Source organism: Chitinophaga ginsengisoli (genome assembly GCF_003014595.1).
GTDB classification, from domain to species: domain Bacteria; phylum Bacteroidota; class Bacteroidia; order Chitinophagales; family Chitinophagaceae; genus Chitinophaga; species Chitinophaga ginsengisoli.
Window position 1 is genome coordinate 109488 of sequence record NZ_PYGK01000005.1, and the last position, 17226, is coordinate 126713.

The following is a 17226-nucleotide window of genomic DNA, read 5'->3' on the forward strand; positions in this document are numbered from 1 at the left end:
CCATATGGTGAAATGGATGATCATTTCCTGTCTTATATTCTTACATATTTTAGTACATGCACAGAAACCAGAACTGAAGGTGGAAGACTTCAGGCATTGGGATGAATTACAAGACCTTTCTTTTGGAGAAAGTTGTTTGGCTTCATCAAATGGGAGGTATATTTTTTATAGAGAACTTTTGAATGGAGAGGAGATATTAGTTCTTAAACGTTTAAGCGATTTAAAGGAGTATAAATATGTCAATGTTTTGCAGTTTAAATTTTCGGCCAACGGAGAGTTTGCCTTCATTTTGAAGAGCGATTCAATTTTTAATATTATTCATCTTGATAGTGAGAAAGTCAAATCGTTTTCGTATGTACATGAGTTTTCATATGATGATAGTATGCCTGAATATTTATTTCTTAGCATAGCCGAAAAGCATTCACTACAAATATTGGATTTTACAAGGGATACTTCAATGTTTTACCCAAATGTATCAGAGTATCGCATAAACTCAAAATTGAAATCTATCATACTTAATTGCGATAGTTCAATAAAGTTACTTTCGATTACATCACACAAATTGGAAACAGTAGCTAATGGCGTGAGATTTAGTGACATTGATATTAGTCGAAGTGGTAAATGGATAACATATTATTCAGAACGGAGAAAAGTATATTTATATAGATACGGATGGAATAATGCAAAGATGATTTTTGACCTTGATTCGACTACAAAGATAAATCAAGGTTATCGGTGTACTAATAAATGGTTTACTATTAATGAGGAAAGTGTTCTTATTAAATTGTCGGGAGGTGTTAGCAAGTCGATAAAAAGTGGGGCAGTATTAACACATCATGTCGACATATGGACTTATCATGACAAATATTATCAATCGGAGCAGTTATTAAATCCTGCTTTAAATGATAGTGATCTATTTTATTCTATAAATCTTTCCAAAGATTTGACAAGTAAAGAATTGATTAGTTCAAATGGAGTGATACTATCATTTCCCAACATCTATCCCGGTAGGTTTTTGCTGTCTTATGAAAGTAATACTAGGGATTTTTGGAGTCATGATTCTTGTTATATCAGGCTAACTTCAATTAAGACGGGCGAAACATTTATTGTCTATTCAGGCATAGGGGATAGAGTTAGACAACTTGAATTTTCGCCAGACTATAGATTTTTACTGTGGTTTGATAACAGAGAAAAGAAAATTTATTCCTATGAAATCAAAACCAGGAAAATTAATGTTCTAGAAAATGCTATGTCTACATTTTTTGATTATACAAGTGATATGGAAGGACGAAAATTGCCTTTTGGAGTCTTTTGTTGGTTATTGAAAGATGACGCTGTTTTACTTTATGATAATTTCGATATATGGAAATGGAAAGTTAATTCTTTACACCCGCCCGTGTGCGTGACTAATTTCTACGGTAGAAAGCATAAAATGATTCTAAGAGCTGTTTCCGGACAGGAAATGGACGCAAATAAGCTTGATACGTTGCTCCTGTGCGCATGGGATACTGTTACAAAAAATAATGGTTTTTTTAAATTGCCTATGTCAAAAGTTGGCGACCCTAAGCTTTGTAGTATTGGCCCATATGTATATCATTTTCCGCAAATTAAGCCAAGTTTGTTAACAATTCCCTCAATATTTCGACCAATAAAAGTAGGAAATAAGAAGAGTTTTATCGTGCGTCGAATGGATTGTACTAGCTCTGCCAACCTATATCTTACTGCAGATTTTGTATCCTTTAAAAGGATTACTGATATACGGCCAGAGGATAAATACAATTGGATGACGTCTCGGTTAGTTAAATGGGAAATTTCAAAGGGAGATTCAGGTATCGGAGTTCTTTACCAGCCGGAAAATTTTAACCCATCTAGACGATACCCAGTTATTTTTCATTATTATGAAAAAAGAAGTGATGAGTTGAACTTTTATCGTATTCCTCAGCTGAGTAATGGTGTACTTGATATTCCTTGGTTTGTAAGCAATGGGTATTTGGTATTTATTCCAGATATCAGTTATAAAACGGGAGAACCGGAAGAAGGTATAAAAAGTACTTTGATTTCTGCAGCAATGTACTTCCGTAGACAATCTTTCGTTGATTCAAGTAGGATCGGGCTACAAGGTCATAGTTTTGGTGGTTATGAAACAAATTTTATTATCACTCAGACAGACGTCTTTAAAGCAGCCCAATCTTCCGCAGGAACGTGTGACCTTATAAGTGCCTATGGAGGTATAAACGGAATAGGTATCAGCCGCCAAATACTTTATGAGACTAATCAGGGAAATTTAGGAATACCCCCCTGGAGAAATTTTAAAGCATATTATAATGCATCTCCCATTTTTTTTATAGACAGTATAAGAACTCCGTTGCTGATAATGCACAATAAAGGAGATGCAGCTGTTCCCTTTTCACAGGCGACGGAGTTTTATTCTGCTTTTCGTCGAGCGGGAAAACCTTGTTGGCTCTTACAATACGATGGAGAAGGACATACAATAGCTGATGTAAATAACGCATTGGATTTTACATATAGGTTGCATCAGTTTTTTGATCACTATCTTAAAGGGAAAGAGATGCCGGATTGGATGAGAATGGGCGTAACGGCCAAGGAGAAAGGTATTAATTCTGGTTTTTAGTCAATTTTTCATCTTGCTTTTTGGCAGTCATTGAATGAATAGCCCATATTAGATTCGATAGATCGCGTTGCGTAATTTCAGTTTGATATATCTTTTGGAACATGCGCTAAATCCAAGAGGGATTCAAAAGGAATATAAGGTTCAGAGTTTCATACGGTTTCAGAAGGCGATGGTAGCTACTTATCCCTCCTGGCTTGTACTGTTGCAGTAGCGTTGTAATATCCACCTTATCCAGAATCTCATTCACGGTTCTGACTGGATGATTGGCTGGAATCAGATCATTTAGATCTGGTGGTAATAGCATACCCTGATGTTGGTGATTGCTTTTAAATACAACTGATAATGTTTTGCCTCTTGCCTTACTCCCTATAACACAATAAGCATCATTTGGTTAACAAAAAGGCACCTTTATTTAAAAAAATGCATAAAAAGAAGGAGCTGTCCCAATTACTTTTGAGACAGCCCCTCTTTTATTTCAGGAATTAGTCAATTACCTGATAGAAAGTCCTGGTTGTTGGAAGTATACAAACTCCAGCAGGATTTTTACTAGTAAAATAGGATGTAAAGGTTGTTGCATTACCATTAGCTGTAATCTGGTAAGGAACAGTTGTACAAACTGTTGCTCCACCCGCCAATGTAGAAACCGTGTAAACAGAACCTGGCTGCCTTGCAGCTTTGAATGCCAATGCGCCACCAACTACTGCGAAGAGAGCAACTGCGCTCAGAATGATTCTTGCTTTGTTCATAGTTTATTCGCCTTTTGGATCAAAAGGCTAAACTTTAGTTAACAAATAATTTACACCTACTCTTGCCTATAACTTCACTCAAAGGTGGTAGGCAGTAACCTTGAGTGATGTATCTGATCAGATAATTTTATTCCCGTAAGCAGCCTCCTGCATATTGGAAAATTATTTATAAAATACACTTTCTTTCTGGGAATTGTGTGATCTTATTATATGATTGACCTGTTTGCCCCTTTGAACTTTTTCTCGGGTAAGTCTATTGGGCTAGTTTGTAATTCTTCCGTTATAATTCAAAACTAACCGGTTGAAAGCCTACTTATATTTAACTATCGTTTAGGCCACTTTATTGGCAGTTACTCCGATAGCGTATTTATTTTCGCCTTTGGATTTCTCTCGCCAAAGTTATCCTAAGTGATGAATTCCTTTTGAATAACGCAGGTAACTTTCCTAGATGCTAAAAGGAATCGTATCAAGCTCACGAACAAAATATCCCCGACATGCTCGTCTTCTCATTCATGATAGTTACGATATTGGAAATTCAAGGGAATATTTTTTTGCAGGGCTTCTTAGCAGTTCGGTCCAATAATTCTAACCGAAAACAGAATGTATAGCATAACAGATGGTGAACATTTTGCTGCAATAACTTTATGATAAATGTTATGAAATAAATTGAAAAGATTCCTTAGCATGGAATGTGGTTTTAAAATTGTCCATTACCTAAGACCAATTAATTTAGGTCCACAGGATGTTTTCTGTAAAGTCCACCGAGAAGCAAGACGTTACGAACTTTAATGTATGGTATACAACTCGCCACTTAGCTATTTTACTAAAATGGTGTAATTAAAAATTAATATTCATTTTCAATAAAAGTTTAGGTTAACGTGTTTGTCAGATTTGTTCCTTTAACATTCCAAAGATGAAACTAATTTTTGGAATATGGAACAAGCCATTGGTGATATTCCCTATGTCCAAAGAGTTTCTCTCTATGTACCAAGTGCAACATTGGGGCAGTGGGGCCTGCTAAAATCAAATCAGAGGCAGAGTTGATATAATAATTAGACAGTACGTCAGTGAAAAATTGGAGTTCTTCTGATAGTTTTCACAAACGTTGTCTTTCGCTGGCAGCGCTCATGCCTCTCTGGTAAAAAGAAAGACGGGATTAGACTTTGTCTTTCAACAATAGTATATCCCAAAATTCCGTACAACCCGCAATCCTAATTTCCCTAGTTTTAACCTAAAAACTATGGCAAGAACTAAAAATCCGTTATTCACCGGCGTAAAAATGCGCCGTGGTAAAATAGCTCCAGGCTTTATATTAAAAACGCGTGGAGAAAAGGCATTTATCAGCAAATGCCCAGACATGAGCAATGTCGTTCCTTCTGAGTTGCAGCTTGAATATAAACATCGATTCAGAGCTGCAGTGGAATATGCGAAGAGTATTATCAGCGATCCTCGCAAAAAGGCGGTCTATAAGGTAAGGAAGGGCAGTACAGTATATCACTCTGCCATTAAGGATTATCTTGAGAAATAATTGATGAAGAATTCCATCCGTAAAGAAATCTGTGCCAACTATTTTTTACTCCCCCAATCCTATACCTACTCCTGCACGCTTAATTAAGTGATAGATATCATGCTGGTATTTCCAGGAAATAATCATGATGCATTCGGTACGAATAGTGTACCAACAGTGTACCAATGGCTTTCACTTACGTTCATCTTACGTTCAAAGATGTAAGTTAAACGTAAGTAAAAACCATTGGTACACCGTTGGTCTCACATAGATACTATAGATTATTACATCTATAAATTAAAAATTTAAGTGTCGTTATGATCTCTAAATGATTATTTTTCATTAAATTAGATAGATATTGTTAATTCCAGTCGATACAGTTTACACAACACAACAGTTATTTTTTTACTATTAAAAATCATTACTATGAAAAACACTTCAGTTAATCTCAATGCAGGTAATTCCATTCTCCGCAACTCCATTATCGGTCAGTCTAATCCTATGCTACTACTATACCTACTACGACTACGACTACCCCTACGACTATGTACCCTAACCATTTCTCACAGCTCTCTCTCTCTCTTGCGTAACCCCTATTCGTTAACTACCATATTCAATTTATATGAAGAAACGTATGCTTGTGTTTGCCAAAGGCGGCATTCACGAATTGCTTGATAGCGAAACAATCGTCTATATCCGTGTGAATCTTACCTATAGCATCATTAAGTTTTCAGATGGCCGCTCCCAGGCAATTGCTCTTAGTCTGAAACAGTTTGAGAACTATCTCCCACCTGATTTATTTTGCCGCACGCACAGAAAGTATATTGTTGCTCTTGATCACGTTAAGAGCGTCTCCCGAGGTGATATAATGGTCACGGGCGGGGATGAAATACCACTCAGTAAAGACTTTAAACAAGGCTTTTACAATCATTTTTTGGTGATCACAGAAAAAAATGAACTGCAAGAAGAGCCTTTATGAGGCGGTTTGGGCCTCTTATTTGTTAATTTGGGCCCTTAGTATAGATTCTTCAAGACCGCTTTAAATTCCTTCCTAACATTGTGTTATCAATCACAGCCAAAGGGGCTGCACCGGTAACAGGAGAGAGGTGCCTCCTGCTACACCTGGCGGTAGTGATTGTAAGGAACTTTATTTTTCAATTTTTTAAAGATATTTATCATGGCAAAAATAATCAATGAAGAAAATCCTATGATGAACGGTACGTCCGGTTCAATAGGTAATCTGACCTTCATGACGAGGAATGGTCAAACAATTTCCTGGCCTAAACGCGGTCCTAACAAGAAGCCGCCGACCGAAGAACAAGTAGCGGTTCAAGTTAAATTCGAACGCTTTGCCGCATACGCCCAGGAAGCAATCGCTGATCCTGAAAAGAAGCTGCTCTATGCAAAAGCAGCAAAAAAAGGACAATCAGCCTTTAATGCGGCCTTCCGCGATGCGGCCAGGCCACCCAGGGTCTCTGAGATTGATACAAGACAGTATAGAGGACTTGTGGGTGGTGTGATCAGATTCCTGGTAAAAGACGTCGTCCGCGTCGAGTCTGTAAAAGTGAAGATCCTGTCTGAAGCAGGAGCAGAGCTGGAACAGGGAGATGCAGTTTCGGGTATAGGCAATTACTGGAAATACACGGCCACTGTCGCGAACCCCGCAATGCTGGGCTCCCGTGTCCTGGTGACTGCAACCGATCTGCCGGGTAATATTACCGAAGCAGAATTCGAGATCTAGTGAGCATTAAACAGGAAGCGTTCTGGTCTTATGACCGGAACGCTTTCCCTTACCATAAAACACAATTACCACCAATAAAATATCCCTCCCCACTTCTTTTTCTTAAAATATAGCGATAATATTACAGCATCCTAACCGGCAAGTATCCATTAAAAACTCACCAGACTATGAAAATTTGCGTAGCACAGGCAAAAGCAGTAAAAGGAGACATCCGGAGTAACATAGAAAACCACAAAAAGATCATCGATCTGGCTATTGCTCACGGCGCAGACACCATCATCTTCCCGGAATTATCCATCACAGGTTATGAACCCACATTAGCAAAAGACCTGGCGATCTGTATGGACGATGAATGCCTGAACGATTTTCAGCACATCAGCGACGAAAAAACGGTAACGATCGGCATAGGCGCACCGTTGAAAGGAGACACAGGTATCACGATCAGTATGGTACTGTTTCAGCCAGGTAAAGATAGAGAAGTGTACGCAAAGAAATACCTGCATGCAGATGAAGATCCTTACTTCGTTAGCGGACAAAGCACTGTTAGTTTGTTGGGCGAGGAAAGTGATGTAGCCCTGGCTATTTGTTACGAACTGTCGGTACCGGCACATGTGGAAGATGCTTATAAAAGTGGCGCAGCAGTATATATTGCCAGTGCGGTGAAATCGACAGGAGGTATTGATAAGGCAATTGCAAGATTATCAGAAATAGGAGAGCAATATGAAATGACGGTATTGCTGGCGAATGCGGTAGGGGAGTCTGACGGATTTGAATGTGCAGGTAAGTCTGGTATATGGGATAATACCGGTGTACTGGTGAATCAGCTGGATGCTACGAGCGAAGGTATCCTGGTGTTTGATACAAAGACACGCAGTGTCATTGCAGCGACGATATAAAAGAAGGAGCGCCCCCGATAACGAAGACGCCCTCTTGCTATAATGAAATGGATGATATTCTTATTTCTTTTCCAGCAGTTTGAAGAACTGGTCAAGCTGTGGCAGTATCACGATACGTGTACGGCGGTTAGCAGCTCTTCCTTCGGGAGTATCGTTGGAAGCGACAGGCAGATATTCACCTCTACCGGCAGCGGTGATGTGAGCAGGAGGAATACCATAGTCATTCTGTAATACCCTTGTCACAGCAGTCGCTCTCTTCACACTCAGATCCCAGTTGTCCAGTAATACACCTCTCTTGAAAGGATTGGTATCTGTATGACCTTCCACCATAAACTCGATATCAGGCTGATTAAGCAATACCTTCGCTACTTTTCCAAGCACTTCTTTCGCTCTGGCAGTGATATCGTAGCTACCGCTTTCAAACAGCAGTTTATCAGAGATATCGATATACACTACGCCTTTCTCTACTTTGATGTTAATGTCTTTATCATCCAGGTTGCCAATAGCGCCCTTCAGGTTCATCACAAGTGCCATATTCAGAGAGTCTTTACGCGCAATGGCTGATTGCAGGTCCTGTATATAAGCATCTTTCGCGCCTATATTATCCAGCGATTTTTTGATGCTTTCTGCCTGTGAATTGCTGATAACAGACAGGTCTTTCAACTGGTTCAGTAACGTATTATTATTCTGCTTTAATCCTTCCACCCTTTCTTCACTCAGGTTTCTGCTACGCTCAAATGCAGAAGCAGTATCGCGCAGGCTACGCTGACAGTCGTCCAGTTTGCTCTGGAGGTTTGCATATTTGCCGGATAACTCAGCATACCTGGCCTCAGAAGCCTTGAATTTTTTCGTACTGACACAGGAGAATAATAGAACAGGGCATGATAATGCTAATAATAATATGACTCTTCGTTTCATACAAATTGTATTTGTTTTTAATGACTCTAACTGTTGTTCCTTGTACTCCCCATAAATCCAACACCATGCCACATTTCACTACGCACTCATGCATATTCCTGTTAAATTGTTAAAATGTCTAACTAATAAGAAATTCGCTTTTCGTTATATTGTATTACCATACGGAGAATGCATAATATGATTGTTATATTTTAGTAGCGATCTAGAATATTTATCCACGACACATCAGGGTCCAAAATCCAAAATCGCATCAACGTTCACTATGAAGAAAACATTCGGTTTACGCCTCTTACTGAGCATCCAACTATTAATGCCTGCCCTGTTAAAGGCGCAGGAGAAGTCTGCCGCTTTGCCGCTCGCTACATTGCAACAGCAATTTGTCGATCTGCGTTTCGGTATGTTTATCCACTTCAACATCCCTACTTTCGCCAACCAGGATTGGCCGGATCCCGAAGCGCCGGCATCGCTTTTCAATCCGACAAAGCTTGACTGTAACCAGTGGGCCGCTACCGCCAAAGCAGCGAATATGAGCTACGGCTGTCTGACCACCAAACATCACAGCGGCTTCTGTATCTGGGATACAAAGACGACCGACTATAACGTGATGAACAGTCCTTTAAAAAAGGATGTGGTGAGAGAATATGTGAACGCCTTCCGCGCCAAAGGACTGAAGGTAATGTTATACTACTCCATCCTGGACACGCATCATAAACTGCGTCCGCATGAGATTACCCGCAAGCACATCGACATGGTGAAGGCACAGCTGACAGAGCTGCTGACCAACTACGGCGATATCACGGCGCTGATCATCGACGGATGGGATGCACCCTGGTCCAGGATCTCTTATGATGATATCCCTTTTGAAGAGATTTACCGCCTCATTAAGAGCCTGCAACCTAATTGCCTGGTAATGGACCTCAACGCGGCAAAATATCCGACAGAGGCCTTATTTTACACTGATATCAAATCGTACGAACAGGGAGCCGGCCAGCATATCTCCAAAGAAGCGAACAGGCTGCCTGCATTATCCTGTCTGCCTATCAACAGCGCCTGGTTCTGGAAAACAAATTTCCCCACCACACCTGTGAAAGATCCGGTGAAACTGGTAGACGATATCCTGGTACCGCTGAATAAAGCCTGGTGTAACTTCATCCTGAACGTAGCACCTAACACGGATGGACTGATAGATCCAAACGCGGTGAAAGCACTGGAGGAAGTAGGTAAACGCTGGAAGAACACAGGGGCTATGCCTGCACTGACACCGGCTATCGCGCCCATCATCTCTTCCAATATCGCGAAGTTCCAGCGCAGCAATTCCAGCTGGAGCGATGATATGAACATCATGGACTTTGCCAATGATGATCGTTTCACCAGCAGCTGGCAGTCTAATCCTACCGTAAAACAGCCATGGTATGAAATAGATTTTGATAAAGCACAGCGCTTCAATATGATCAGTATTGTGGAAGACGGCAGCAATATCAAAAAGTACCATCTTGAATATGAAGATAACGGTACCTGGAAACCCCTGGCCAAAGGGGAAGGCGAAGGCCATGTGAAAATACACCGCTTCGACAGCGTGTGGGGCGGACGTGTACGTATCGTGATCGACGAATTCAGTGCACCGCCTGCTATCGCAGAATTTGGGGTGTACAATGAGAGAAGATAATACTTAATGTTAGCATTAAAAGAAGAAGGTGGCTCGGTGTAAGGGTCACCTTTTTCTTTTTACCCCAAAAATCCCCCCGTACCTTGACCGTTTGTAAAAATAATCCCCGGATAGGAAAAAGGACGAGATGGTACGCGGTCAGGCTCAACCATTAATAACCGCTAGCAATGTGGGAAGCGCCGGGACTGATAAATAAATCTTTTTACAATATTAAAAAAATGGTAATATTACTCCAAATTTGCATACCGGGAAGTTAGGAGCGTGTAATAACCTGTTGTTTTTGAGTAATTGATTATTGTTAACTGAGCTCCCCCGACCACCCTATACCTATACACTGAACCTATGGTAAAACTTTACCTGCCGAAATCTTGTTTCCGTTACATTAGCTTGTTAACGTTGTTGATTGTCACTCAAGCTGTTGTCGTACGTGCGGCAGACAGTGATTATGTGAAGCCTCATTTGCCGGTAGCCAATGTCATGACCACCAATATGATGGAAAGCCGTAGTTTTCCGGATATAGATAAGCAACTGGTGGCTGAAGCGCTGATCGCGCCTGAAAGCGGTTTGTTCTCCGACGCCAGCCTGAAAGGTCTATATGATACTGACAGCAGTGCCCACGCCTACCGCGACATCGCCAGGGCAGAATTCGAGAAGATATCGAAGAGTAACCACTATACCACCTCCATCTCGCCAGACGACCTGAATGAGCTGCCTATAGGGCTTTATAAGACCGTTGGCAATACTACGGTGACGATTGCGGTGAGCAATGCCATGTTTTACTCCACCTATGCCGAGCTGACCGTATATGCCAAAGTGCAGATACCCCAGGAGCCACATGAGATCTTTTTTGGCTTAAAAGGGCTGAAGCTGTCGTATAAAGGCGGCATATTAGGCGATGCGAAGCTGGTGTTGCTGGGCGATGTGCCTATAAGACTGGGCGGCGGTACAGCAGCCCTGATATTGAAAGGTGGCATGGATATGCAAACCGGCCAGGGACTTGACCAGACCTATGTAACGATAGACTGTAACGGATTTAAGCAGCTGGGACTCAGTGCAGACCTGATGTTCCCCCGCAGCATGATGGTACCTCTGAGACCAGACGGAGAACGGACGACTGACAGCTCACAGGTAAAGGCCTCATTCAATACGGTAGTGAGCGACTGGAATGATATACTCGTGAGCGTAGACCTGCCTGCATTTGAAATAACACCGCTCAAGGGCGTAGGGTTTCGTATAGGCAAAGCGGTATATGACGGTAGCGATCTGCGTAACTCGCCAGATGTGGTATATCCCGCAAACTACCAGGAGCGTTATTTGCCGGCAGACGACCCGAATCTCTGGCGGGGCGTATACGTGTCTGACCTGGAAGTCACCTTGCCCAAACAGTTTGGATGGCGTAGCCAGCCGGGCAAACGTGTTTCGTTTGGTGGCAAGAATATGCTGATAGATAATAACGGCATCTCAGGCAACTTCTTTGCAAATAACATATTGCCAGATGGCAGTGCCTCCGGATGGCGTTTTTCTGTGGATCATCTGGACATCGACCTGGTGGCCAATCACCTTACAGGCGCCGCGTTCAATGGAATGTTAGGTCTCCCGATGGCCAAAGCGCCGCTGGGCTATTCCGCCGTGATTACCGCAGATAATGAATATATCCTAAAGCTGAACACCATCGATACACTTGATTTTATGGTATGGCGGGCAAAAGCCCAGATAAACCCCAACTCATGGGTACAGCTAAAACTGTCTGACGGACACTTCGAGCCGGAAGCGATGCTCAACGGCTACCTGATCCTGGCCTCGTCGCTGAAACTGGATGACAACAACAAGCCTGTTGCCAAATTTAAAGGCATCGTGTTCCAGGGCCTGCACCTGCAGACCAAAGCGCCTTATCTCACGGCCGATTACTTTGGGTATAAGGATGAAAACACAATTTGCAATTTCCCGGTAGCCATTAAGGAGATCTCTTTGGAAACTAAAGACAGCACTACAGCCAACCTGAATATCGCAGTTCGTTTTAACCTGATGGAAGGGAAGTTTGGTGGTGATACCCGGCTGGCACTGGTGGGCAAGTTTAATAAAGATCAGGGCTTACAGACCTGGAAGTTTGATAAAATAAAACTGGATGCTATTTCCCTGCATGCTGATCTGAGTGATGCTATGTCCATATCCGGCTCACTGCAGGTATACGACGATGACGCTGTATTTGGAGATGCAGTGAGTGGTGAGGTGGATGCCAGTTTCATGAAGGGAAAAATAAAGGTAAAAACCCGTGCCATGTTTGGCGCTAAGGGTTTCCGCTACTGGTATGTAGATGGGAAGGCCGAATTTAAACCAGGCATCGCCGTAGCTCCACCGCTGGAAATTTCAGGCTTCGGTGGAGGTGCTTATTACCGCATGAAAAAAGAAGGTATTGATACCATTGCGTCCCCAACGGGTGTAAAATATCTGCCGGATTCCACCGCAGGACTGGGTATTAAGGCCGCTGTGCTGTTTGATGTGGTGAAAGACCAGGTAGTGCACGGAGAAGTATCGTTTGAAGTGGCGTTTAACCGCAACGGTGGTATCAACTTTATGGGCCTGTATGGTTATGCTAAAATACTGGCCACAGTGCCGATGGGCAATATCACGAGTAAAGTGGGTGAACAATTTGCCAAAATACAGGCGCAGGAACAGAAAGCGATTGCCAAACTCGGATCTGCAGGTCAGAAACTGGAGGAACTGAAAGTATCCGATCCTTCAAGCGCGGCCGCCGCTTTGTCAGGCGATGAGAATCTATCCAACGAAGTTGGTATTACTGCTTATGTGGGTATACAATATGACTTCACCACGTCTACGCTGCATGGCAATTTTGATATGTACATGAACGTAGCCAACGGCATGATGACGGGCAACGCCAGCGGCAACCGCGCAGGTTGGGCCGTGATCCATATTTCACCTAGTGAATGGTACCTGCATATGGGTACGCCTACCAACCGTTTAGGTACTAAATTGTCCATAGGTGGCCTCTCTATTAAATCAGGCGCCTACCTGATGGTGGGCGATAAGATACCCGGTTCTCCGCCACCACCGAAAGAAGTAGCGGATATCATAGGGGTAGACATGGAAGAACTGGATTATATGCGCGACGCTAATGCGCTGGGTGATGGTCGCGGTTTTGCATTCGGCGCCAGCCTCTCCGTGGAGACAGGCGATATCAGTTTCCTGATACTGTATGCCAACTTTAAAGCTGGCCTGGGCTTCGATATCATGCTGAAAGATTATGGAGATGCACATTGTGTGGGTAGCACAGATAAAATTGGTATAGATGGCTGGTATGCCAACGGTCAGGCATATGTTTATTTGCAGGGTGAGTTAGGGGTGAAAGTAAACCTGAGATTTATCAAGGCCCGTATACCGCTTATATCCGGTGCAGCAGCTATGCTGATGCAGGCTAAACTGCCGAATCCTACCTGGGTAAGGGGATATATGGCCGTGAAGTTCAGTGTGCTGAACGGCCTTGTAAAAGGCAATATGCGCATGAAGGTGGTGATCGGTCATGAGTGCGAGATCGTAGTGGGCGGTAACAGCCCGGTAGATGTGAAGATCATATCCGACATAAAACCGGGCACTAATGCCGATGCAGTAGATGTATTCACCGCGCCGCAGGCGGCCTTTAATATGCGTATGGGGCAGCAATTTGATGTAGATGACGACCAGGGTACGAAGACCTACCGCGCAAGGCTGGCATCCTTTACTGTGATGGATAATGGTCAGCCGATACCTGGCCGCCTGGAATGGAATGCCAACAATGATGGTGTTTCCTTTTACTCCAAAGAGGTACTGCCTTCTCAGAAACAGCTGACTGCTACGGTGAAGGTGGCCTTTGAAGAGCGGGTGGGCATAACCTGGCAAACGGCCTATGTAGATGGCAAACCGGGCGAAGAGACAGAGACGGTGACCTTCACCACAGGCACCGCACCGGACTATATCCCTATGCAGAATATCGCTTATGCGTACCCGGTAGTGAACCAGCAATACTATTATAAAGATGAATCTGACAAAGGTATCATTAACCTGAGTATGGGACAGGCTTACCTGTTCGATGCCAGATGGCAGTATGCGATCAATTTCAAAGACGCCGCCGGTCAGACAACTAAATTGGATATGACCTATGACGCCCCTTCACAGACGATTCATTTTACGCCAACAGCGCTGAAGGCAAGTACGGCCTACCAGTTTGATGTCATTGCCATTCCTCCGGGCGCACAAAGCACCGATGAAGTGGCGCCTTATCAGCAACAACAGGATGCGGGCGAAGACGGCAGCTATGCCGTTGCCAACAATCAGGCACAAACAGTTTCCAGGGGCGATGTGGCTAAATCATTGCTGCATTATGGATTCCGTACCAGCAAATTCAACACGTTTGCCGAGAAAATGCAATCGCTGCGTTTGAAGGATGGTATTGGTGAAACCGTATCGACAGATGTAGTTCGCCTGCTGGCCGACGTAGGCGACTATGAAGGTTTTGAAGTAGTGGAAATGACGGGTAACAACTATACCGCTTACAAACCGATGGTGAATGTGGAAGCGGTGATGGATGATGCGTATTTTACAAATGACATCAATCCGTTGTTGTATGCCAACTATCCTATCAATAACGAAATATTCATTCAGAAACGTAACACAGGCGAATTCGGCGTAGCGCCAAGCAAGGCCTTTATATTGATGCCTACTTACCTGGCAGAAGCATCTACCGGTAAGGTGACCAGCTGGATAAAGACAAGGCTGCCGTACCTGTACAATCTTCCGGATGTATACAACCTGGACTTCAACGAACTGCAGTATAAGGTAGTGAACAGGTTCATGGGCACAGCAGATGCACCGAAATATGCGTACCTGATAAACGGACATTTCCCTTTCATACGGTACGGTGCTTACAAAGTGAAATACCAATATGTGCTGCCTGACGGGACTAAAACCAGCAGCGCTGTATTCAATTATCATAATCCATTTAAAACAACCGGCTTCTAATGTATACAATGCGCAGGCTATCTTTTATACTGCTTATACTAATATGTTTTACTGCTGTATCGCGGTTACACGCACAGCATAAAGACAGTGCCGGGATAGCGGTTACCGCCAGGGCCCGTCAGCACAGCATATTGCTGCGATGGGGCATGACCACCTCCCGTGCCTGGAAGCTCGGTAATCAATACGGTTTTCAGCTTACCCGTTATACCGTTACCCGGGATGGGAAGTTATTGTCATCGCCGGAGGCCAAAGTATTGAATACGCAACCACTGCGGCCTAAACCATTAAACGACTGGGAAAAAATAGTACAGCAGAACCAATATGCGGCCATCATTGCACAGGCATTGTACGGTAAGGACTTTGAAGTAGGCGGTGGCGGTAATAATGGCATCGCAAGTATCATGGCACAATCGGCAGAACAGGAGCAGCGTTTTTCACTCTCCCTGTATGCCGCAGATAATAGCTTTGAAGCCGCTGTAATGGCAGGATGGGGCTGGGAAGATAAAGAAGCGCGTCCCAATGAGAAATACCTGTACCGGGTTATTTCGCTCGCGCCAAAAGAGCGCGTAGCTATAGATTCCGGAGGGGTATTTATAGGCATACAGGACTATGCACCACTACCGGTACCCGGAGATGTAGGAGCCGTGTTTGGCGATAAACAGGTAGCACTTAGCTGGGATTACAGCGTGTTGAAACACTACTATACTTCCTGGATAGTAGAACGTTCTAAAGATGGTGGTAAGACCTTTGAACCGGCCCGCTCGCTGCCGGTGACCAACATCAATGAAAAAGAGAACAGGCCTTCTTCCCGCATGTATTTTATTGACTCGCTGGAAGATAACAATACGGTGTACCAGTTCAGGGTGAGAGGTATTTCCGCATTTGGCGAAAAAGGACCTCCTTCTGCAGTGACTACCGGTAAAGGCAGGCATGTGTTGATCTATGTGCCGAACATCCGCAGTAACCAGATCTCTGCACAGGGGAAAATGACACTTACCTGGGATTTTGAAACTGCGGGTAACCCTTTGATCAAAGGTTTTGCATTAAATCAGGCTGAACGCGAAGGAGGGCCTTATAAAACTGTACTGGCAAATATTACCCCCGATCAGCGCAGCCTGCAATACGACCAGCTGTTTCCTTCCAACTATTTCACCATTACGGCTATTGCCAAAGAAGGAGAATCGACCACCTCTTTCCCTGTGCTGGTGCAGCCGGTTGATTCTACTCCGCCTGCGCCGCCTGTTGGATTGGCTGGTACTGTAGACAGCAATGGCGTGGTAACACTGACCTGGAAAGCCAATGTGGAAAAGGATATGCTGGGGTACAAAGTTTTCCGCGCCGGCAGGCTGCATGAGGAATTATCTCCCTTAGTGGACTCTATCTATATGAAGACCGTTTATAAAGACACTGTTCCTATAAAATTCCTGAACAGTAAAGTATATTATGCGGTAGCTGCATTAGATAAACGCTATAACCAATCCGCTTATTCCGCAGTCCTGGAGCTAAAGAAACCGGATGTGATACCGCCTACTTCACCGGTGTTCGCTGCTTATAAAGTAGTAGATGGCCAGGTACAATTATCCTGGGTGAACAGCGGTGATGAAGATGTAGCAGCGCATCTGCTGTACCGGAAAGCCCGCGCAGATTCCAGTCATAAGTGGGTATTGCTGCAGACATTCCGCGACGGCACGCACTATTACGCAGACCAGTTGATTGAAGAAGGACAGACCTATACTTATATCCTGATGGCGAAAGACAGCAGCGGCCTGGAATCGCCGCCTACTCAGCCTATTACTGTAACAATACCTGCTAACCCGAATGCCATCAGTATAAAAACACTGAATGCATATGTGAACAGGGAGCAGCGTTACATTGAACTATCCTGGAAAGACAGCAACACCGGTATAAACGAATACCAGTTGTATAAAGGAGCAGGCGGTCAACCCCTGAGCCTTTGGAAAGTAGTGCCGGCAAACGTGAAAACGGTTGTAGATGAATCGCTGAAGATCAATACCGCCTATGAGTATGGCGTACGCGCTGTGAACAAAAACGGTCTGAGCGGCCCGCTCAAAAAGGTTAAAACAGATTATTAATACCTATATACCTT

At 43.6% G+C, this 17226-nt stretch carries 10 protein-coding genes; 8 read left to right on the top strand and 2 right to left on the bottom strand.

The window, feature by feature from the left end:
- Positions 1-4 precede the first annotated feature (4 nt).
- The gene (locus tag CLV42_RS14050; protein WP_106602560.1) at positions 5-2632 is read left to right on the top strand and encodes an alpha/beta hydrolase family protein; all 2628 of its coding nucleotides are present in this window, start codon (positions 5-7) and stop codon (positions 2630-2632) included.
- Between the two features lie 482 nt (positions 2633-3114).
- Here the strand turns inward: CLV42_RS14050 and CLV42_RS14060 are convergent, their stop codons facing one another.
- Complete coding sequence (locus CLV42_RS14060; RefSeq protein WP_106602562.1) at positions 3115-3378, bottom strand: hypothetical protein; 264 nt, start codon at positions 3376-3378, stop codon at positions 3115-3117.
- A 1240-nt stretch (positions 3379-4618) separates the two neighbouring features.
- Here CLV42_RS14060 and CLV42_RS14065 point away from each other — a divergent pair.
- From CLV42_RS14065 to CLV42_RS14080, 4 genes are all read left to right on the top strand, one after another.
- Positions 4619-4906 (top strand): hypothetical protein, encoded by a 288-nt coding sequence (locus CLV42_RS14065; RefSeq protein WP_106602563.1) that lies wholly within the window; start codon positions 4619-4621, stop codon positions 4904-4906.
- A gap of 601 nt (positions 4907-5507) precedes the next feature.
- Entirely contained in the window at positions 5508-5864 is a 357-nt protein-coding gene (locus CLV42_RS14070) for a LytR/AlgR family response regulator transcription factor (protein WP_106602564.1), read from the top strand.
- 198 nt (positions 5865-6062) lie between these two features.
- On the top strand, positions 6063-6626 hold the full coding sequence (locus CLV42_RS14075) for a hypothetical protein (RefSeq protein ID WP_245901650.1): 564 nt from the start codon (positions 6063-6065) through the stop codon (positions 6624-6626).
- Positions 6627-6793: 167 nt separating this feature from the next.
- Positions 6794-7522 (top strand): carbon-nitrogen hydrolase family protein, encoded by a 729-nt coding sequence (locus CLV42_RS14080; RefSeq protein WP_106602565.1) that lies wholly within the window; start codon positions 6794-6796, stop codon positions 7520-7522.
- 60 nt (positions 7523-7582) lie between these two features.
- Here CLV42_RS14080 and CLV42_RS14085 read toward each other — a convergent pair whose 3' ends face one another.
- On the bottom strand, positions 7583-8440 hold the full coding sequence (locus CLV42_RS14085) for an OmpA/MotB family protein (protein ID WP_106602566.1): 858 nt from the start codon (positions 8438-8440) through the stop codon (positions 7583-7585).
- 262 nt (positions 8441-8702) lie between these two features.
- Here CLV42_RS14085 and CLV42_RS14090 point away from each other — a divergent pair, with 262 nt between their 5' ends.
- The 3 genes from CLV42_RS14090 to CLV42_RS14100 all read left to right on the top strand — a co-directional run bounded on the left by CLV42_RS14090 (position 8703) and on the right by CLV42_RS14100 (position 17212).
- Positions 8703-10106 carry an alpha-L-fucosidase gene (locus CLV42_RS14090; protein WP_106602567.1) on the top strand — a complete coding sequence of 468 codons (1404 nt, stop codon included), beginning with the start codon at positions 8703-8705 and terminating at the stop codon, positions 10104-10106.
- 342 nt (positions 10107-10448) lie between these two features.
- The gene (locus CLV42_RS14095; RefSeq protein ID WP_106602568.1) at positions 10449-15119 is read left to right on the top strand and encodes a hypothetical protein; all 4671 of its coding nucleotides are present in this window, start codon (positions 10449-10451) and stop codon (positions 15117-15119) included.
- 8 nt (positions 15120-15127) lie between these two features.
- Positions 15128-17212, top strand: coding sequence for a fibronectin type III domain-containing protein (locus tag CLV42_RS14100; protein WP_146154384.1), 2085 nt, complete (start codon positions 15128-15130; stop codon positions 17210-17212).
- Positions 17213-17226: the final 14 nt, after the last annotated feature.